The sequence below is a fragment of the Kitasatospora sp. NPDC040550 genome (assembly GCF_055594965.1).
In genome coordinates this window covers 438,068-458,060 of record NZ_JBVIWC010000002.1, presented here as the reverse complement: position 1 = coordinate 458,060, position 19,993 = coordinate 438,068, and the positions used below count along the sequence as shown (strand labels likewise).

Here is a 19,993-nt window from a genome sequence, read left to right as displayed (position 1 = left end):
GGTGACTGCCAGTGGGCCGCGTCACAGGGGTTCACTGGGCGACACGCCACCGGACACCCGGTCGGCGAAGACCTGAGGAGAAACCCGCATGGAGTTCCTTCGGCCCGCCACCTGGGACGAGGCTCTCGCGGCGAAGGCTGAGTACCCGACCGCGCTGCCCATCGCGGGCGGCACGGACGTCATGGTCGAGCTGAACTTCGACGTGCACCGGCCATCCGCGATTCTCGACCTGAACCGCGTCACCGAGCTCACCGAATGGACGAACGACGGCAGCGTCGTCCGACTCGGCGCCTCCGTCCCGTACGCCCGGATCATCTCGGAGCTGTCCGGGCCGCTGCCCGGGCTCGCCCTCGCGGCCCACACCGTCGGCTCGCCGCAGATCCGCAACCGCGGCGGCGTCGGCGGCAACCTCGGCGGCGCCTCCCCGGCCGGTGACGCGCACCCCGCGCTGCTGGCGGCCGGACGGGACGTCTTCGTCGAGGCGGCCTCGGTGCGCGGCACCCGGCTGATCCCGATCGACGAGTTCTACGTCGGTGTGAAGCGCAACAGCCTGGAGGCCGACGAGCTGATCCGGGCCGTGCACATCCCGGTCGCGGACGGCCCGCAGCAGTTCTCGAAGATCGGCACCCGCAATGCCATGGTGATCGCGGTCTGCGCCTTCGGTTTCGCCCTTCACCCGAAGAACGGCACCGTCGGCACCGGTATCGGTTCGGCTGCCCCCACGCCGCGCCGCGCCGTCGAGGCCGAGGAGTACCTCCAGGGCGTGCTCGCCGAGCGCGGGCTCTGGGAGTCCGGGGAGCTGCTGGGCACCGAGGTGATCCAGCGCTTCGGCGAGCTGGTGAAGGCCGCCGCCTCCCCCATCGACGACGTCCGCGGCACCGCCGACTACCGGCGGCACGCGCTGGCCGTGATGGCCCGCCGCACCCTCACCTGGTGTTGGAACGACTACAGCAAGCAGATCAGGAGCGCGGCATGAAGGTCACGTTCACCGCCAACGGCAAGCCGGTCGAGGCCGACGACGTGTGGGAGGGCGAGAGCCTGCTCTACGTCCTGCGCGAGCGCGTCGGCCTGCCCGGTTCGAAGAACGCCTGCGAGCAGGGCGAGTGCGGCTCCTGCACCGTCTACCTGGACGGCGTGCCGGTCTGCTCCTGCCTGGTCGCGGCCGGCCAGGTGCAGGACCGCGAGGTCCGCACCGTCGAGGGCCTGGCCGAGGAGAACGGCGAGCTGGGCCTCGTCCAGCAGGCCTTCGTCGACGCCGGGGCCGTCCAGTGCGGATTCTGCACCCCGGGGCTGCTGGTGCAGACCGACGCCCTGCTCGGGCGGGACGCCCAGCCGAGCGACAACGACATCCGCGAGGCGCTGTCGGGCAACCTGTGCCGCTGCACCGGCTACGAGAAGATCATGGACGCGGTGCGGCTCGCCTCCGCCCGCAAGTGCGCCGGTGAGGGGGCTTCGGCATGACCACGCGGACCATCCAGGGCCAGAAGAACCTGCAGAACATCAACCAGGCGTCCAAGGACGGCATCGGCGGCTCGCCGCTGCGCCCGGACGGCAACCTGAAGGTCAAGGGCGAATTCGCCTACTCCTCGGACATGTGGCACGAGGACATGCTCTGGGGCATGGCGCTGCGCTCGCCGCACCCCCGGGCCAACATCCTCTCGGTGGACATCTCCGAGGCGCTCAAGGTGCCCGGCGTCCACGCGGTGCTCACCCATGAGGACATCCCCGGCGCCAAGTACTACGGCCTGGAGATCCAGGACCAGCCCGCCCTGGCGATCGACAAGATCCGCTACCACGGCGAGGCGATCGCCCTGGTCGCCGCCGACCACCCGGAGACCGCCCGGCGCGCGGTGAAGAAGATCGTGGTCGAGTACGAGGTGCTCACCCCGATCGTCACCGAGGAGCAGTGCCTCGACCCGGAGACCCACGGGTACGTGCACGAGCCGCACGAGTACAAGTCCCACGCGTACGGCAACATCTGCCACGAGCAGCGACTGGTCTCCGGCCTCGGCGTGACCGACGAGGTGCGGGCGATGGCGGACGTCATCGTCAGCGGCGACTACGAGGTCGGCATGCAGGACCAGGCCTTCCTCGGCCCGGAGTCCGGACTGGCCGTGCCCGCCGAGGACGGCGGCATCGACCTCTACATCGCCACCCAGTGGCTGCACGTGGACCGCGAGCAGATGGCCCCGGTGCTGGACCTGCCCGAGGAGAAGGTCCGGCTCACCCTGGCCGGCGTCGGCGGCGCCTTCGGCGGCCGCGAGGACATCTCGATGCAGATCCACGCCTGCCTGCTGGCCCAGCACACCGGCAAGCCGGTCAAGATCGTGTACTCCCGGGACGAGTCCTTCTACGGCCACGTCCACCGCCACCCCGCGCGGATGCACTACGAGCACGGCGCCACCCGCGACGGCAAGCTGGTCTTCGCCGACTGCCGGATCGTGCTGGACGGCGGCGCCTACGCCTCCGCCTCCCCGGCCGTCGTCGGCAACGCCGCCTCGCTGGGGCACGGCCCGTACGTGATCCCGAACGTGAAGATGCATGCCATCGCGCTCTACAGCAACAACCCGTCCTGCGGGGCGATGCGCGGCTTCGGGGCCGTCCAGGCGGCCTTCGGCTACGAGACCCAGATGGACAAGCTGGCCGTCGAACTCGGCATGGACCCGGTCGAGTTGCGGCAGCTGAACGCGATGTCGGAGGGCGACTTCATGCCCACCGGCCAGCAGATCGACTCCCCCGCCCCGGTCGCCGAACTGCTCCAGCGGGCCAAGGACATGCCGCTGCCGCCGCCGCTGGACACCGAGCACCTCGACGTGCGCTCACTGCCCGGCGCGCTCTCCAACACCTCGCACGGCGAGGGCATCGTGCGCGGGGTCGGCTACTCGGTCGGCATCAAGAACGTCGGCTTCTCCGAGGGCTTCGACGACTACTCCACCGCCCGGGTGCGCCTGGAGGTGATCGGCGGCGAGCCGGTCGCCATGGTGCACACCGCGATGGCGGAGGTCGGCCAGGGCGGCGTCACCGTGCACGCCCAGATCGCCCGCACCGAGCTGGGCGTCGAGCAGGTCACCATCCACCCGGCCAACACCGAAGTGGGATCGGCCGGTTCGACCTCCGCCTCGCGCCAGACGTACATGACCGGCGGCGCCGTGAAGCTCGCCGCCGAGGCCGTCCGGCGGGAGCTGATCGAGAAGGGCCGGCGCCGCTACGGCTGGACCCACAAGGACATCACGCTGGCCGGCGGCAAGGTCGTCTCGGAGAGCGCCGGCGTGCTGGTGCCCATGGTGGACCTGCTCGGCGACGAGGCCATCGACCTCACCCGCGAGCACCACCACCGGCCCACCCAGGCCTTCGACAAGGAGACCGGCCAGGGCTTCGGCCACGTCCAGTACACCTTCTGCGCCAACCGCGCCGTGGTGGACGTGGACGTCGAACTCGGCCTGGTCAAGGTGGTCGAGCTGACCGCCGTCCAGGACGTCGGCAAGGCGCTCAACCCGCTCTCCGTGGTCGGCCAGATCCAGGGCGGCTGCACCCAGGCCCTCGGCCTGGCCGTGATGGAGGAGATCATCGTCCGGGACGGGAAGGTGCGCAACGCCTCCTTCACCGACTACCTGATCCCCACCATCCTGGACACCCCGCCGATCCCGGTGGACGTCCTCGAACTGCCCGACCCGCACGCCCCGTACGGGCTGCGCGGCGTCGGCGAGGCGCCGACCGTGTCGGCGACCCCCTCGATCGTGGCGGCCATCCGCAACGCGACCGGACTCGCGCTCAACCGGATCCCGGTCCGGCCCGAGCACCTGACCACCGAACAGCCCGGCTGATCCCGGGAGTTCGACCGGCACGGTTCCACCAGCGCGGTTCCACCACGGCCGTACTTCCCGGGGCGGCGACACGTCTTCCCCGCCGCCCCGGGACCCCCCACATCCGCTGCCCTGCCCACGCCGGGGTTCCGCAGTGGTGCGCACCACCCTCAACTGCACCACCCTCAACTGCACCACCCTCATCCGCACCACCACGCACCACAACCACGCACCACCCCATCCGCACCACCCAGCCGCACCGCTGGCACTCCCCGACGAGTGCCACCAGTGAGTCGATACCGTCCCCCTGTGCCAACTTCGTTGACTGGCAGTCAGGTCGGCTCGCCCACCCCAACCCCCTTTGACACTTGGGAGTGGACATGACCAGGATCCCCACGGAGCCCGGCACCACTGAAGCAGACAGACCCGTTGAGGACGAGACCCACCCCTCGTCCTCGACAGCAGAGCCCAAGGGCGCGCTCGACGCGTACTTCAAGATCTCGGCCCGCGGCTCGACCCTCGCCAACGAACTACGCGGTGGCCTCACCACGTTCATGGCGATGGCGTACATCATCCTGCTCAACCCGCTGATCCTCAGCGGCGCGGACGTCAACGGCCTCAAGCTCGACCACGCCGCGCTGACCACCGCCACCGCCCTCGCGGCCGCCGTCACCACCATCCTGATGGGCGTGGTCGGCAACGTGCCGCTCGCGCTGGCGGCCGGGCTCTCCGTCTCCGGCGCGGTCTCCGCACTCGTCGTACCGCACACCACCTGGCCCCAGGCCATGGGCCTGTGCGTGATCTACGGCCTGCTGATCGTGCTGCTGGTGGTCTCCGGACTGCGCGAGAAGATCATGAACGGCATCCCGCTGCCGCTCAAGCACGCGATCACCATCGGCATCGGCCTGTTCGTCACCATCATCGGGCTCTACAAGGCCGGCTTCGTGCACACCGGCGGCCCCACCCCGCTGTCGCTCGGCCCCTTCGGCGAGCTCTCCGGCTGGCCCGTCCTGATCTTCAGCCTCACCGTGCTCACGATCTTCGTGCTGATGGCGCGCGGCGTACGCGGCGCGATCCTGATCGGCATCGCCGGCGGCACCGTGGTCGCCGTCGTCGTCAACAAGCTCGCCGACGTCCCCGCCAAGGCCTGGGGCAACTCCGTCCCGGTGTGGCCCGGAAGCCCCGTCGCCGCCCCCGATTTCAGCCTCTTCGGCCACGTCGACCTGTTCGGCGCCTTCGGCGGCAAGGGCCTGGGCGCGATCAGCGCCTCCGTGGCCGTGTTCACCCTCGTCCTGGCCGGCTTCTTCGACGCGATGGCCACCATCATCGGCGTCGGCACCGAGGCCGGGCTCGCCGACAAGCAGGGCCGGATGCCCGGCCTGTCCAAGGCCCTGTTCATCGACGGCGCCGGCGGCGCGGTCGGCGGCCTGGCCGGCGCCTCCGGACAGACCGTCTTCGTCGAGTCCGCGACCGGCGTCGGCGACGGCGCCCGCACCGGCCTCGCCGCCACCGTCACCGGCGGCCTGTTCGCCCTGATGCTGTTCTTCTCGCCGCTGGCCGGCATCGTCCCGGTCGAGGTCGCCTCCGCCGCCCTGGTGGTGATCGGCTCGATGATGATGAGCCAGGCCCGGCACATCGACTGGTCCGACCGCGAGGTCGCCATCCCGGCCTTCCTCACCTGCGTGCTGATGCCGTTCACCTACAGCATCACCGCGGGCGTCGCCGCCGGCGTCATCTCCTACTCGGTGATCAAGGCCGGCCAGGGCAAGTGGCGCGAGCCCGGCCTGCTGATGTGGATCCTCACCGCGGTGTTCGTCGTGTACTTCGCCCTCAGCCCCGTCAAGTCCTGGCTGGGCGTGCACTGAGTGCCCCTTTGATCATCACCGCCGCCGTACGGGATCGTTTCCCGTACGGCGGCGTCCCCGCTACTGTCGAAACGTGTAAGGAGCATCCGACATGCAGGACATCGCCGAGCAGTTGCAGGCCTGGCACGCGTCCGGGCGCTCCTTCGCCGTGGCCACCGTCGTCGGCGTCTCCGGCAGCGCCCCGCGCGACCCCGGAGCGGCCCTGGCCGTCGACGCCGCCGGGGAGGCCGTCGGCAGCGTCTCCGGCGGCTGCGTCGAAGGCGCCGTCTACGAGCTCTGCCAGGCCGCCGTCGAATCCGGCGAACCCGTCCTGGAACGCTTCGGCTACAGCGACGAGGACGCCTTCGCCGTCGGCCTGACCTGCGGCGGGATCCTCGACGTGTTCGTCCAGCCGGTCGTGCCCGGCACCGACCCGGGCATGGACGCCGGCCTGCGCCACATCGCCGACGGGACGCCCGTCGCCCTCGCCCGGGTGATCGACGGCCCCGCCGGACTCCTCGGCGCCACCCTCGCCGTCACCGCCGACGGCCGGCACGGCGCGCTCAGCGTCGGCCCGTCCACCGTCGGCGCGCTCGAACGCGCCCTCGTCGCGCAGGCCCGGGCCATGCTCGACGCCGGACACACCGGACGGATCGTGTTCGGCCTCGACGGCCGGCCCTGCGACGAACAGGAAGAGGGGACGGTCACCTGCTTCGTCGAGTCCTACGTGCCCGCACCCCGGATGCTCGTCTTCGGCGCGATCGACTTCGCCGCCGCCGTCGTGCGGATCGGCAAGTTCCTCGGCTACCACGTCACCGTCTGCGACGCCCGGCCCGTCTTCGCCACCACCCGGCGCTTCCCCGACGCCGACGAGGTCGTCGTCGACTGGCCGCACCGCTACCTGGACTCCCAACTCGGCCGGATCGACGGCCGCACCGTACTCTGCGTGCTCACCCACGACGCCAAGTTCGACGTCCCGCTGCTCGAACGCGCCCTGCGCCTCCCGGTCGGCTACGTCGGCGCCATGGGCTCCCGGCGCACCCACCGCGACCGGCAGGCCAAGCTCCGCGACGCCGGCCTCACCGACGCCGAACTCGCCCGGCTGCGCTCCCCCATCGGCCTCGACCTCGGCGCCCGCACCCCCGAGGAGACCGCCGTCTCGGTCGCCGCCGAGATCATCGCCCACCGCCGCGGCGGCAGCTGCCTGCCGCTGAGCGCCGGCCACGGGCCGATCCACCACGACACCGCGGCGCTGCCCGCCGAGGAGCGGACGCCCGCACGCCGGACCCACGCGGCCTGAGGGCCGTCCCGTCCGGTGTCACGTTGCGTGGCCGCCGCGGCGGCGGGAGGCTGGAGGTGCGGACTCACCCCGAGCCCGGGGAAGGAGCGGGGACCATGCGCGCCCTGCTGGATGTCACCCTCGACACCGCTGCCTCCAACAAGCTCATCGCCGACGGCTCGATGGGCGCCGAACTGGAACGCGTCCTCGGCCAACTCAAGCCCGAGGCCTCGTACTTCTTCGCCGGCGGCGACGGCCGCCGGGGCATGCTGCTGGTCGTGGACGTACCGGACGAGGCCTCCGTCGTCGCGATCTGCGAACCGTTCTGGCTGCGGCTGGAGGCGAACGTGGACGTCCGGATCTGCATGAACGCCGACGACCTGCGCGAGGGGCTGCGGCGGCTCGCACCGGCCTGAGCCGGCCCGGAAGCGGCCCGCTCCGACCCCGTACGGCAGCGCGACTCAGTCGGCCAGCGCCAGCTTGAGGCCGAAGCCCACCACCACCGCGCCGGTCACCCGGTCCATCACCCGCCGGGCGGCCGGGCGGCGCAGCCAACCGCGCAGCACCCGGGCGAAGCCGACCAGGACCGTCGACCAGAGCACGCCCTCCACCACGTGCACGCAGGTCAGCGCCACCCCGGCGGCGAAGTGCGGGGCCCCGGCCGGGATGAACTGCGGCAGCACCGCCACGTAGAACACCCCGACCTTGGGGTTCAGCAGATTGGTCAGCGTCCCGCGCCGCCAGCCATGGACGAACCCGCCCTCGGCGGGCTCCTCCTCGGTCGCGGCCTCCGCCCCGCGCTTGCGCAGCATCCCGACGCCCATCCACACCAGGTAGGCGGCACCGGCCCAGCGCAGCACCTCGTACGCCGCCTGCGAGGCGGTGAGCAGCGCCGTGACGCCCGCCGAGGTCAGCGTCCCCCAGATCAGCGTGCCGGTCTGGATCCCCAGCACCACCCCCCACGCCTGCCGCCGCCGCCCCAGCGCGGACGTCCGCAGGATCAACGCGGTGTCGAGCCCGGGGGTGAGGGTGAGCAGCCCCACGACGAGGGCGAAGGACCACAGAGCCGTTGTCATCTCCATGGGCCTCGATGCTCTCACAGCCCCGGGCGGCCGCTGCGGGCCGCCCGGGGGCCGCTCGGAGGCCGCTCAGGGGCCGCTCAGGTGACGTTGAGGCGGGCGGCGAGGCGGAGCAGCCCGGGGCTGAGGCGGGAGAGCAGGCGGGCGGCCTTGGCCTCGGGGGTGACCGGGACGACCGGTTTGCCGGTGCGGACGGCGGTGACGATGGCGGTCGCGACCTTCTCCGGCGGGAAGCCGCGGCGGGCGTAGAGCCTGGCGGCGCGGGCCCGCTTGGCGGACTGCTCGTCGGCGGTGGTCGCCGAGAAGGTCGAGGTGCGGGTGATGTTGGTGTTGACGATGCCCGGGCAGATGGTCGAGACGCCGATGCCGTGGCCGACGAACTCGGCGCGCAGGCAGTCGGAGAGCATGAAGACGGCGGCCTTGCTGGTCGCGTAGGCGGTGAGCGCCTTGGCGGGCAGGTAGGCGGCGGCCGAGGAGACGTTGACGATGTGGCCGCCCTGGCCCCGGTCGGCCATCAGGGTGCCGAAGGCGCGGCAGCCGTGGATGACCCCCCAGAGGTTGACGTCCAGGACGCGCTGCCACTCCTTCTCGGTGGTCTGCAGGAACGTCCCGGAGTGGCCGATGCCGGCGTTGTTGACCATGACGTCGGGCACGCCGTGCTCGGCGGCGACGCGCTGGGCGAAGGCGTCCATCGCGGCGCCGTCGGAGACGTCCACCTGGTAGGCGTGCGCCTGCGGGCCGATCAGGGAGGCGAGTTCGGCGGTGCGCTCGGCGGCCGCGAGGTCGAGGTCGCAGACCACCACCCGGGCGCCCTCCTCGGCGAAGGCCAGCGCGGTGGCCCGGCCGATGCCGCTGCCACCGCCGGTGACCACCACCAACCGGCCGTCCCCGTAGGACTCTTGGGCCCCTCCCGCGCTCCCGGTGTCGATCCGGGTGGTGAACTCGCGGACCATTGCGGCCACGGTGGCTCCCTTCTCCAGCAGCGCCGACCAGTGGCCGGCGTGCAGCGTGCGGCGGGTCAGGTGGGGCACCCAGCGTTCCAGGCCCTCGGAGAGGTAGGTGCCGACGTAGCGGTCCCGGGTGAGGGTGACCAGCTGGACCGGCACCTCGGTCGGCCGCTCGCGCGGACTCCCCAGCGTGGGACGGAAGTTGGCACGGTACAGCTCGATGCCGCGGACCGCGTCGCGGCGCAGGGTGTGCTGCGGGTGGTCGGCCCGCGGGGTGACGTGCTCCAGGTCGCGCAGCACCCGCGGCCAGGCCCGGGCGAGGCCGAGGCGCCACACGGCCGGGGCGAGGAAGGGCAGGTGGAAGGCGGTGATGTACCAGGAGTGCGCGCCCTGGTGCAGCAGTTGGCGCAGGTGGCGCGGGGTGGGGCGGCGCAGCCGGTGGCGCAGCCAGAAGCCCATGTGGTCCAGGCTGGGGCCGGACAGGGTGGTGTAGGAGGCGATCCGGCGCTCGGCGCCGGGGGCGGTGACGGCCTCCCAGGACTGGATCGAGCCCCAGTCGTGGGCGACCAGGTGGACCGGGCGGTCCGGGCTGACGGCGTCGGCGACGGCGAACAGGTCGGCGGCGAGCTGCTCCAGGCGGTAGCCGTCGCGGTGTGCCGGGGCGCCCGACTCGCCGGCGCCGCGCACGTCGTAGCGGACCACGTGGTGGTCGCGGGCGAGGTCGGCGGCGATGTCGTCCCAGACGGTGTGGGTGTCCGGGTAGCCGTGCACCAGGAGGACGGTGGGGGCGCCGGGGTCGCCCTGCTCGAAGACGGCGAGCGGGATGCCGCCGGAGTGGGCGGTCCGGCGGCGGGTGGGGGTCGTCATCGGGTGGCCTCCTGGGCGGTCGGCTCGGCGGGGGCGGCATCGGCGGCGGGGGCGGGGGCGGGGGCAGGGGCGGGGGCGGCCGGCTCGGCGGGGGCGTTCCCGGCGCCCGGGGCGGCGGCGGTCCAGCGGCGGACGTGCGGGAGGCCGTCGTCCAGCCAGTAGGCGTCGTCCTCGGTGACCACCAGCAGTTCCTCGAACTTGATGCCCACGCCGCGGAACCCGATGTGCGGCTCCACCGCCCACAGCCCCGGGGTGGGCGCGTGCCGGGACGACCGCCCGTCCGCCCACAGCGGTGAACGGCCGTGCAGGCGCTCGGAGATGAGCTCGCGGCCGAGGGTCTGCAGGGTGCGCACGCCGAAGCCGAAGACGTTCACCCCGGCCGGGCCGCGCGCCGTGTTGCGGGTGACCTGGTGACCGATCACCCGGCCCGGGTAGACCTGGTGCCGGTTGTCGTAGCCGTGCGCGGCGATCTGCGCGTCCACCGCCGCGTACACCTCGCTGAGCGGCTTGCGGGCGCGCACCTCGGCGAGGATCAGCTCGCGGTAGACCTGGAGGTCGGCGGCCAGCCGGTCCCAGACCCGGTTCTCGCCGACCTTGCCGCCGTAGCCGATGTCGGCGGTGTAGCCGTCCACGACGGGCGCGCAGTCCAGCACGTACGGCATGCCCTCCTCCAGGCGGCGGTTGCCGGCGAAGAACTGCAGCGGGGTGTGGAAGTGCCGGAAGGCCGTACGGTCGCCGAACCAGGCGAAGGGGACGTGGAAGAAGTCCTGCACCCCGGCGGCGACCAGGCGGCGGCGCAGCTCGGCGGTGGTCTGGCGCTCGGTGACCCCGGGTTCGATCCAGGCGGCGACCTGTTCGGCGCAGTGGTAGGCGAGTTGCTGGGTCTCGCGGAAGCGGGCGAGGTCGCGCTCGGAGTAGGAGAACGTCGGCATCGCATGCGCCGTCGGGGGCATCGGGGGCTCCTTCTAGACGTCGAGGTCGAGCACGAGGGTCTCACCCTCGGCGGCGCGGGAGACGCAGGGCAGCAGGGCGCCGGCGGCGCGCTGTTCGGGCGTGAGGCGGCGGTCCCGGTGCTCGGGCGCACCGGCCAGCAGGCGGACCTCGCAGGTGCCGCAGAAGCCCTGGTGGCAGGAGTACGGGAGGTCGGGGCGGGCCTCGCGCAGCACGTCCAGGGCGGAGCGGTCGGCGGGGACGTCCAGGATCGGGCCCTCGGCGCCGAGCCGGACGGCGAAGGGCCGGCCGTCGGTGACCGGGGCGGCGCCGAAGCGCTCGAAGTGCAGGGCGGTGGCGGAGGATTCGTCCAGCGCCGCCTGGACGGCGGCGAGCATCGGGGCCGGACCGCAGCAGTAGACGGCGGCGCCGCGCGGGGCGTGGGCGAGGAGTTCGGCGCCGGTGGGGACGCCGCCGTGCTCGTCGTCGGTGCGCAGCACGACCCGGTGCGGGTCGAGGGCGCGCAGCTCGCCGCTGTACGGGAGGGTGTCGGCACTGCGGCCGACGTGCACCAACGTCCAGTCGAGGCCGTGCCGTTGGGCCTCGCGGGCCATCGGGAGCAGCGGGGTGACGCCGATGCCGCCGGCGAGCAGCAGGACGGCGGGCTCGGCACAGAAGGCGAAGCCGTTGCGCGGGCGGCGGGCGGCGAGGCGGGCGCCCGGGTGCAGGGCGTCATGGACCTCGACGGACCCTCCGCCGCCCCCGGGCAGCCGCCGGACGGCGATCCGGTAGTGCCGGCGGTCGGCGGGGTCGCCGCTGAGCGAGTAGTGGCGCTCCCGACCGGAGGGCAGGGCGAGCCGCAGGTGGGCGCCGGGCTGCCAGGGCGGGAGTTGACCGCCGGAGGGGTCGGCCAGGGTCAACTCGATCACGTCGGAGGCGAGTTGACGGCGCTCGGCGACGACCAGCCGGAGCAGCGGGGTGGGGCGGCTGAGCGGCCGGCGGGGGTTGCGGCGCAGCAGCGGGCCGCCGAGCGCCGGGGAGTAGCGGTCGCCGAAGGCGGTGAGCCAGCGCATGAAGCCGTCGGCGCGGGGTCGGCCGTAGAGGTCGGGGGGCGGGGTGAGCAGGTCCATCCGGGCGGATCCTTGGCGGGGAGAGGGGACGGGCGGCGGGCGGGCGAGGGGGTGACGGGCCGAGGGGGCGGCGACGGCGGGCGGCAGCTGCCGGCCGACGACTGATGACTGACAACTGACAGATTTCAGATTTCAGATTTCAGCGAACAGATAACGTTCGCTGTTCGTTGAAACCTGTCAGCTGTCAGCTGTTCCCCTCAGCCCCGCCCCGCCGCCGCCCGGGCGGCCGGGGAGGTGGCGAGGTAGCCCAGCGCCTGACTGGAGGAGCCCTCCTGGGTCGGGTGGTAGCCCGGCCGGAGGTAGCGCAGCCCGGAGCGGACGGAGCGGATCGGGTCCGGCAGCAGTCCACGCTTGGCGATCCGGCCCGCCTCCCGCCAGGTGGGCTTGAGCCGCCCCGCCAGGGTCGGGTCGGCGGCGAGCAGGAAGCGTGCGCCGCGCACCCAGAGGTGCACCAGCAGCGGCCCGGAGATCGCCATGCCGCGGACCCGTCGAAGGTAGCCCGGGTCCAGGTGGACCATCAGGTCGAAGGCGACGCTGCGGTGCTCGACCTCCTCGGCGCCGTGCCAGCGCAGCAGGTCCAGCATCGTCGGGTCGGCCTTGGCCCGGTCCAGGCCGGGGGAGTTGAGCGCCCAGTTGCCGAGGAAGGCGGTGAAGTGCTCGATCGCCGCGACGAAGGCGACCCGTTCGATGACGTTCTCCCGCCGCTGCGCCGGCGTCAGGCCCGGCTTGTCACCGAGGACGCGCTGGAACAGCCAGGAGATCTGCCGGACGTACGGGCGCGGATCGAGGCCCTGGCCGAGCAGGTGGTCGAGCACCTCCTGGTGGGCCTGGGCGTGGATGGCCTCCTGCCCGATGAAGCCGAGCACCTCCTCGCGCAGCTGCTCGTCCCGGATCAGCGGGAGCGCCTCCTTGAACACCTTGACGAACCAGCGCTCGCCCTCGGGCAGCAGCAGGTGCAGCACGTTGATCACGTGGGTGGCCATCGGCTCGTCCGGGATCCAGTGCAGCGGCAGCCGGGCCCAGTCGAAGCGGACGTCCCGGGGTTCCAGGACGAGGCTCTCGTGCACCCGCGCGGCGGGGGCGGCGACGGCGGGGACGGGGGTGGAGCGGGGCATGGCAGGCCCTCCTGACCTGGGGGCGGCGGCTCGACTCTCGGAAACGTACTCGCCGGTAGCGGTGCGGACAAGGGGTTCGACCACTCTTATCGACATCGAGTCTAATAAGTGATGTGCACCGCGGGACACCCCCGGAAACCCTCCCGTGGAAAGCGCGCGGGCCCCGCCGGACGGCGCGTCCGACGGGGCCCCACGAGCGAGCGGTGCTCAGACCGCCATCGCCAGCATCAGCGGTGCCGCCCGGGCGGCCAGCAGTTCGGCGGCGGCCCTGAGCTTGTGGATGTTGTCCACCGGCATCGAGGTGGCCAGGCAGCCGACCGTGCTGCCGGCCGTGATCGGCACCGCCGCGCAGACCGTGCCGAGCGCGTACTCCTGGATGTCCAGCACCGGCACCGTCGCGGGCTGGCGCTCCAGCCGGTGCATCAGCTGGTCGGCGTCGGTGACGGTGCGGGAGGTCAGCCGGGCGACCGGGTGCCGGGAGAGGTGGTCCCGCCGGCCGTCCGCGTCGAGCTGGCTGAGCAGGCACTTGCCGATCGCGCTGGCGTGCGCGGTGGCGCGGAAGTCCACCCACTCCTGCACGGCGGGCGCGTAGTCGGCGGCCGCGACCGCCTCGACCGACAACTCCCCGTCGTGGTACCGGGTGAAGTAGACCGCGGCGCCCAACTCGTCCCGGAGTTCGGCGAGTTTGCGGTTCAGCCGGGCCTTGACGAGCTGTTCCCGGTTGTGCTGCCCGAGCAGGGCGAAGGTGCCGCCGAGCACCCAACCGCCGTCCTGGCACTGGAGGTAGCCCTCGATCTCCAGGATCTCGGCGAGCCGGCGGACGGTCGGCAGGCCCAGCGAGGTCTCCCGCGCGAGCCCGACCAGGGTGGCGCCGTCGGGGTGCCGGTCGACGGCCTCCAGCAGTCTGAGGGCGTGCTGCAGGGAGGTGAACGGGCCCGTCGGGCCCGGGTCCAGCGCGGCGTGACGACCCGGGGCTGGTGTCGACATGTCGTCCCCTTCCGATGTCCCCCCACGGAGCGACCGCGGGCGGTCTCCAGCCTATCCACCCCCGGCCCCGGGCGACTGCCGTCCGTGAATATCCGTGAACATTCCGTGGAGCACGGCCGGTCGGCTGGTACAAGGGGCCCCGCGCACACGCACCAACGGAACCCGCGCCCGGCGCCCCGTGCGCCGTGAGGCCCCCACCACGAAGCCCGACGGGCCCCTCCCCCACTGCCCGGGGGGAGGGGCCCGTCGTGGAGCCGCCGGGGTGCGGGCCCCGGCGGTCCTGAGGGTGCGGAGGGTACGGCGGGTGCGGCGGGAGTCGACCCGCGGCGGGTGCGGCGGGAGTCGGCCCGCGGCGGGTCAGCCCTCGTCGCCCGCGCGGAGCTTGGCGACGGCGGCCTCCAGACGGGCGCCGTACTCCTCGTCGGCGGCGTGGAAGTGGGCGAGGTTCTTCTCCACCACGTCGTCCCGGGTGACCTGCGCCAGGAAGCCCGCGATGTTGTCGATCAGGCGGCTCTTCTCGCCCTCCGACATCAGCCGGTAGAGCTCGCCGGCCTGGAAGAAGTCGTCGTCCTTGGTGTGGGCCGGCGTGGTGTAGGTGCCGGTGTAGCCGTCGACCTTGACCGGCGCGGCGAGCGCGCTGTCGGTCTGGGCCGGGCCGTCGTACGAGTTGGGCTCGTAGTTCTTGCCGCGGCCGGCGCTGTTGGCGGCCATGAGGCCGTCCCGGCCGTAGTTGTTGGCCTCGGTGGCGCGCGGGGCGTTCACCGGCAGCAGGGTGTGGTTGACGCCGAGGCGGTAGCGCTGGGCGTCGGCGTAGGCGAACAGCCGGCCCTGGAGCATCTTGTCCGGGGAGGGGCCGATGCCGGGCACGAAGTTGTTCGGCGAGAACGCGGACTGCTCGACCTCGGCGAAGACGTTCTCCGGGTTCTTGTTGAGCACCAGGCGGCCGACCTTGACCAGCGGGTAGTCGGCGTGCGGCCACACCTTGGTGAGGTCGAAGGGGTTGAAGCGGTAGTCCGCGGCCTCGGCGACCGGCATCAGCTGGACGTAGAGGGTCCAGGACGGGAACACGCCCCGCTCGATGGCCTGGTGGAGGTCGCGCTGGTGCGAGTCGGCGTCGGCGCCGACCACCTCGGCGGCCTGGCCGCCGTCCAGGCTGCGGATGCCCTGGTTGGTCTTGAAGTGGTACTTCACCCAGTAGGCCTCGCCCTCGGCGTTGACCCACTGGTAGGTGTGCGAGCCGTAGCCGTTCATGTGGCGGTACGAGGCGGGGATGCCGCGGTCGCCGAACAGCCAGGTGATCTGGTGGGTCGAGGCCGGCGAGTGGGCCCAGAAGTCCCAGACGTTGTCGGCCTCCTGCACGCCGGTGTACGGGTCGCGCTTCTGCGAGTGGATGAAGTCGGGGAACTTGACCGGGTCCTTGATGAAGAACACCGGGGTGTTGTTGCCGACGAGGTCGTAGTTGCCCTGCTCGGTGTAGAACTTGAGCGCGAAGCCGCGCGGGTCGCGCACCGCGTCGCTGGCGCCGAGGTTGCCGGCCACCGTGGAGAAGCGCAGGAAGACCTCGGTGCGCTTGCCGACCTCCGACAGGAACGCCGCCCGGGTGTACTTCGACACCTCGTCGGTGACCTCGAAGTAGCCGTACGCGCCGGAGCCGCGGGCGTGCACGACGCGCTCCGGGATGCGCTCGCGGTTGAACCGGGCCAGCTTCTCCAGCAGCTGCTGGTCCTGGATCAGCAGCGGGCCGTACTCGCCGGCCGAGGCCGAGTTCTGGTTGTCGGCGACCGGGGCGCCGGACTCCGTGGTCAGGATCTTGGACATGGAGGGTCCTTCAGGTGTCGATAAGGCGGTGCGTGGAGAGGTGGAGCGGGCGAGCGGGCGAGCCCCGCTCAGACGCCCAGCAGGCGCCACAGCGCCGAGCGGCGGCGGGCGGAGTGCTCGCCGTCCGGGCCGTCGGCCGGCTGGAGGCCGGCGACCGCGGCGGTGGCCGCGGCCGGGTCCGCCAGCGGGCGGGCGGCGGCCAGGGCGGCGGCCTCCTCCGCGCCGAGGCCGGCGTCGGCGAGGGCGGCGGCGGCCTCCGCGGCCGGGACGGCGTTGAACCAGCGCAGCGCCAGGGCCGCGCGGCCGGCCTCGGTGAGGCGGCCGGTGAGCCGGAGGCGGGCGAGGCCGCCGTCCGGGTAGACGTTGATCCGCACGTGGGTCACCGGACGGCCGACGTCGAGCCGGAAGCGGTGCCGGGTGTCGGGCTGCAGGCGGGTGCGGGGCAGGATCTCGAACCACTCGCCGTCGGCCGGGTCGTGCCCGGTCGAGGCGTCGAAGCCGATCAGGTCGGCCCAGCCGGGGGCATTGGCGACGAAGTGGGTGGTGTCCACCTCGGCGGCCAGGACCTCACCGCCCCCGGCCAGGGCGATCTGAACCCAGTCGTTGGCCTTGTCGCGCCGACGACGGGTCTCCCAGCCCTCGCCCATGACGGAGGCGCGACCGGGAGCGTTCAGGTTGTGCGGGGAGGAGAAGTAGCGGTCGGACGCCGCCTCGGCCACGCCGCCGTACTCCTGGGCGGCCAGGTCGAAGGTGAGGCCGTCCAGTTCGCGCGGGTCGGGCAGCACCTCGCCGTGCACCCGGAGCCGGGCCACGCCGCCGTCCGGGTAGATGTTGAGCCGCACGTGGGTGTAGCGGGAGTCGTCCTGGACGGCGAACTCGTGGGCGGTGTCGCCGCGCAGCGGGGTGCGGGGCACGAGGACGGTCCACTCGGCGGCCTGCAGCTCCTCGGGCGAGGGGTGCCCGGGGACGGAGGCGGCCTCGACCACGGCGCTCTCCGGGTAGTTGCCGGTGAAGTGCGCGGTGTCGACGATCACGCCGCGGATCGCACCGCCGACGCCGAGCCGGACGATCGCCCAGTCGTGGTCCTGGTCGGTGGGGTGCGGCTGGTCGGCGGAGACGCCGCGGCGGCGCTTGGACTCCCAGCCGTCCATGATCTGGCCCTTGTGGCCGAAGGTGTGCGGGCGGAACTCGGCCGGCTTGGCCACCAGCAGGTTCTCGGCGTCCGCGAAGGTGTCCTCATTGGTGGCGACGACGCCCGCGCCGAGCAGCCGGGAGGCCAGGTTGACCAGCTCGGTGAAGGGAGCGCTCGGGGTGTCGGCAGTGGTCACTGACTCTCCTCGGAAGACGTGGTGGGTAAGGGAGTTGGCGGGCCCGAAGACGCCCTAGTCCGCCGGGCGCAGCAACTGGCGGCCGAAGGGCTCGGCCCCGGTGTCCACCGCCCGGCCGCGCAGCCAGGTGGTGCGGACGGCGCCGCTCAAGGTCCGTCCGGCGTACGGGGTGACCGGGTTGCGGTGGTGCAACTCGCCCGCGTGGACGGCGAATTCCCCGTCGGGGTCGAAGGCGACCAGGTCGGCGTCGCAGCCCGCCGCGATGGCGCCCTTGGTACCGGTGAGGCCGACCAGGCCGGCCGGTCCCGCCGACATCCAGCGCACCACGTCGGCCAGTGTGTGGCCGCGCCGGCGGGCCTCGCTCCAGATCGCGGGCAGGCCCAGCTGGAGCGAGGCGATGCCGCCCCAGGCCGCCGCGAAGTCGCCGCTGCCGCCGAACTCGGGCAGCAGCTTGAGGTCGGGGGTGGACGGCGAGTGGTCCGAGACGACGGCGGTGAACTCGCCGTCGGCCAGGGCCTCCCAGAGCGCGTCCCGGTTGGCCTCGTCGCGGATCGGCGGGCAGCACTTGAAGGCGGTGTCGCCGTCGGGCACCTGCTCGGCGGCGAGCGTCAGGTAGTGCGGGCAGGTCTCGGCGGTGACCCGCACGCCCTCCTCGCGAGCCCGGCGCAGCAGGGGCAGCACCGCGGCCGAGGAGACGTGCAGGATGTGCACCCGGGCGCCGGTGCGCCGGGCCGTGTCGAGCAGGTGGGCGACCGCCGCGGTCTCCGCGCCGGCCGGGCGGGAGGCGAGGAAGTCCCGGTAGTGGACGCCGGGTTGCTGTGGCGCGGCGGCCAGCACGGCCGGGTCCTCGGCGTGGATGATCGCCAGCGCCCCGAGCCGGGCCTGCTCGGCCAGCGCGGCCTCCAGGTCGGCGGCCTCGACGTGCGGGAACTCGTCGACGCCGGACGGGGCGAGGAAGCTCTTGAAGCCGAACACGCCCGCCCGGTGCAGGGGTTCGAGGTCCGGGACGTTGCCGGGGACGGCCCCGCCCCAGAAGCCGAGGTCGACCCAGGCCTGGCCCTCGGCGGTCTTCCGCTTGACGTCCAGCCCCGCCACCGTGGTGGTGGGCGGCACGGAGTTGAGCGGCATGTCGATGATCGTGGTGACGCCGCCGGCCGCGGCGGCCCGGGTGGCGGTGGCGAAGCCCTCCCACTCGGTCCGGCCGGGCTCGTTGACGTGCACGTGGGTGTCGACCAGGCCGGGCAGCAGCGCGGTGTCGCCGAGGTCGACGAGTTCGCTGTCGCCGACCACGAGCGATCCGTGGGCGGCGACCTGCTCGATCCTGCCGTCCCGGATCAGCACGTCCGCGGGGCGCTCGCCGTCGGGCAGGACCGCCCGGCGGGAGCGGATCACCGCTGGCTGGCTGATCGGCATGGGGACCTCCGAAACCTGGGACTGGGGGGATGGCGGTACGCGGGGGCGCACCGGGCACGCGGCCCGGGAGGCGCTCGCGCGGCGGTGGGCGGGGGGCGGTCGGCGTGGGGCGGTCGGCGTGGGGCGGTCGGCGTGGCTGGAACCGAAGGATTGCCGGGAGCCTAGGCCCGCCTTCAACAAAACGTCAATGGAGGAACGTACGGAGGAACGTCCAGCGGAACGCCCGCGGGATCAGCCCGGCAGCAGCGTTTCGGCCAGCCGCTCCCCCGCCACCTCGGCCAGCTCGCCGGCCCTGGTCATGCTGTCCCCCGGCTGCTCGGCCAGGTCGGTGAGGGCGATCGCGGCGGTGAAGCCGGCCGCCCGCCACTCGGGCTCGGACAGCTCCAGCCGACCCGCCACAGCGGCCACCCGAACCCCCGCCCGGGCAGCCGCCGCGGCGACTCCGGCGGGGGCCTTGCCATGGAGCGTCTGAGCGTCCAGGCAGCCCTCGCCGGTGACGACGAGGCGTGCCCCACGCACGGCCTCGTCGAAACCCAGCAGTTCGAGCAGCAGCTCGATACCGGGTCGCATGGTGGCACCGAGCAGGGCGAGGGCGGCGAAGCCCACCCCGCCCGCGGCCCCGGCGCCGGGGGCCTCCCGCACGTCCCGTCCGGTCACCGCGGCCACCTGGTCGGCGAAGCGGGTCAGCCCCTGCTCCAGGACCACCAGGTCATCGCCGTCGGCGCCCTTCTGCGGGCCGTAGACGGCGGTCGCGCCGCGCGGGCCCAGCAGCGGGTTGTCCACGTCGCAGGCGACCACGACGTCCACGCCGGTCAGCAGCTCGGCCAGCGGGCCGAGGTCGATCCGCTCCAGGCGGCGCAACGCGGCTCCGCCGGGCGGCAGTTCGACGTCGTCGGCGTCCCGCAGCCGGACCCCGAGCGCCTGCACCATGCCGGCCCCGCCGTCCGTGCAGGCACTGCCGCCGAGGCCGAGCACGATCCGCTTGGCGCCCATCGACACCGCGCGGGCGATCAGCTGGCCGACGCCGTAGGAGCCGGCCGCGAGCGGGGCCGTCCGGCCGCCGGGCAGCCGGGCGAGCCCGGAGGCCTGGGCCAGTTCGACCACGGCGGTGTCGCCGCGGACGGCCAGTGCGGCGTCCACCGGCAGGCCGGTCGGGCCGGCCACCTTGGCCGGGACGCGGTCGAAGCCGGCCGCGAGCGCCGCGGCCAGGGTGCCCTCGCCGCCGTCGGCGACGGGCAGTTCGCGCACGTCGCTGCCGGGCGCGGCGCGCCGGATGCCGGCGGCGATCCGGGCGGCGACCTCGGCACCCTCCAGGGTGCCCTTGAACTTGTCCGGCGCTACGACCACGTGGCCCTTGAGGGGGGTGGGGGGCATCGGTGGTCCTCACTTCCGTGCGGGTCGGGCGGTGTTCGACGAACTCTGGTCCGGACAAGCATGGGTCCGGTGGCGCCGG

Annotated in this window: 17 protein-coding genes; 7 read left to right on the top strand and 10 right to left on the bottom strand. The window is 73.3% G+C overall.

Annotated elements, in window-relative coordinates; all coding sequences use genetic code 11:
* Nucleotides 1–88: 88 nt before the first annotated feature.
* The 7 genes from ACZ58X_RS04810 to ACZ58X_RS04780 all read left to right on the top strand — a co-directional run bounded on the left by ACZ58X_RS04810 (nt 89) and on the right by ACZ58X_RS04780 (nt 7,342).
* Nucleotides 89–976 (top strand): FAD binding domain-containing protein, encoded by an 888-nt coding sequence (locus ACZ58X_RS04810; RefSeq protein WP_470332245.1) that lies wholly within the window; start codon nt 89–91, stop codon nt 974–976.
* Nucleotides 973–1,461 carry a (2Fe-2S)-binding protein gene (locus tag ACZ58X_RS04805; protein ID WP_470332244.1) on the top strand — a complete coding sequence of 163 codons (489 nt, stop codon included), beginning with the start codon at nt 973–975 and terminating at the stop codon, nt 1,459–1,461. Before ACZ58X_RS04810 ends, ACZ58X_RS04805 begins: the two co-directional genes overlap by 4 nt.
* Nucleotides 1,458–3,824, top strand: a complete 2,367-nt coding sequence (pucD, locus tag ACZ58X_RS04800) for a xanthine dehydrogenase subunit D (RefSeq protein ID WP_470332243.1) — start codon at nt 1,458–1,460, stop codon at nt 3,822–3,824. The genes ACZ58X_RS04805 and pucD overlap by 4 nt, the downstream gene beginning before the upstream one ends.
* Nucleotides 3,825–3,957: 133 nt before the next feature.
* A complete protein-coding gene (locus ACZ58X_RS04795) occupies nt 3,958–4,095 on the top strand; it encodes a hypothetical protein (protein ID WP_470332242.1) in 138 nt (45 codons plus the stop codon).
* An 88-nt stretch (nt 4,096–4,183) separates the two neighbouring features.
* Entirely contained in the window at nt 4,184–5,668 is a 1,485-nt protein-coding gene (locus tag ACZ58X_RS04790) for an NCS2 family permease (protein WP_470332241.1), read from the top strand.
* Nucleotides 5,669–5,759: 91 nt separating this feature from the next.
* On the top strand, nt 5,760–6,947 hold the full coding sequence (locus ACZ58X_RS04785) for an XdhC family protein (RefSeq protein ID WP_470332240.1): 1,188 nt from the start codon (nt 5,760–5,762) through the stop codon (nt 6,945–6,947).
* A gap of 95 nt (nt 6,948–7,042) precedes the next feature.
* The gene (locus tag ACZ58X_RS04780; protein WP_470332239.1) at nt 7,043–7,342 is read left to right on the top strand and encodes a hypothetical protein; all 300 of its coding nucleotides are present in this window, start codon (nt 7,043–7,045) and stop codon (nt 7,340–7,342) included.
* A 45-nt stretch (nt 7,343–7,387) separates the two neighbouring features.
* Here ACZ58X_RS04780 and ACZ58X_RS04775 read toward each other — a convergent pair whose 3' ends face one another.
* The 10 genes from ACZ58X_RS04775 to ACZ58X_RS04730 form a co-directional block, all read right to left on the bottom strand.
* Complete coding sequence (locus ACZ58X_RS04775) at nt 7,388–8,008, bottom strand: LysE family translocator (RefSeq protein WP_470332238.1); 621 nt, start codon at nt 8,006–8,008, stop codon at nt 7,388–7,390.
* A gap of 77 nt (nt 8,009–8,085) precedes the next feature.
* Nucleotides 8,086–9,819 (bottom strand): SDR family oxidoreductase, encoded by a 1,734-nt coding sequence (locus tag ACZ58X_RS04770; protein ID WP_470332237.1) that lies wholly within the window; start codon nt 9,817–9,819, stop codon nt 8,086–8,088.
* The gene (locus ACZ58X_RS04765; RefSeq protein WP_470332236.1) at nt 9,816–10,772 is read right to left on the bottom strand and encodes a M24 family metallopeptidase; all 957 of its coding nucleotides are present in this window, start codon (nt 10,770–10,772) and stop codon (nt 9,816–9,818) included. Before ACZ58X_RS04765 ends, ACZ58X_RS04770 begins: the two co-directional genes overlap by 4 nt.
* 12 nt (nt 10,773–10,784) lie before the next feature.
* Nucleotides 10,785–11,879, bottom strand: coding sequence for a PDR/VanB family oxidoreductase (locus ACZ58X_RS04760; protein ID WP_470332235.1), 1,095 nt, complete (start codon nt 11,877–11,879; stop codon nt 10,785–10,787).
* A gap of 197 nt (nt 11,880–12,076) precedes the next feature.
* Nucleotides 12,077–12,994, bottom strand: a complete 918-nt coding sequence (locus ACZ58X_RS04755; RefSeq protein WP_470332234.1) for a metal-dependent hydrolase — start codon at nt 12,992–12,994, stop codon at nt 12,077–12,079.
* A gap of 207 nt (nt 12,995–13,201) precedes the next feature.
* Nucleotides 13,202–13,981, bottom strand: a complete 780-nt coding sequence (locus ACZ58X_RS04750; RefSeq protein ID WP_470332233.1) for an IclR family transcriptional regulator — start codon at nt 13,979–13,981, stop codon at nt 13,202–13,204.
* Between the two features lie 357 nt (nt 13,982–14,338).
* Entirely contained in the window at nt 14,339–15,799 is a 1,461-nt protein-coding gene (locus tag ACZ58X_RS04745; protein ID WP_470332232.1) for a catalase, read from the bottom strand.
* Nucleotides 15,800–15,867: 68 nt separating this feature from the next.
* Nucleotides 15,868–17,127, bottom strand: a complete 1,260-nt coding sequence (gene alc, locus ACZ58X_RS04740; protein ID WP_470332231.1) for an allantoicase — start codon at nt 17,125–17,127, stop codon at nt 15,868–15,870.
* A gap of 54 nt (nt 17,128–17,181) precedes the next feature.
* Complete coding sequence (gene allB / locus ACZ58X_RS04735) at nt 17,182–18,540, bottom strand: allantoinase AllB (protein ID WP_470332230.1); 1,359 nt, start codon at nt 18,538–18,540, stop codon at nt 17,182–17,184.
* A 231-nt stretch (nt 18,541–18,771) separates the two neighbouring features.
* Complete coding sequence (locus ACZ58X_RS04730) at nt 18,772–19,914, bottom strand: glycerate kinase (RefSeq protein WP_470332229.1); 1,143 nt, start codon at nt 19,912–19,914, stop codon at nt 18,772–18,774.
* Between the last annotated feature and the right edge of the window lie 79 nt (nt 19,915–19,993).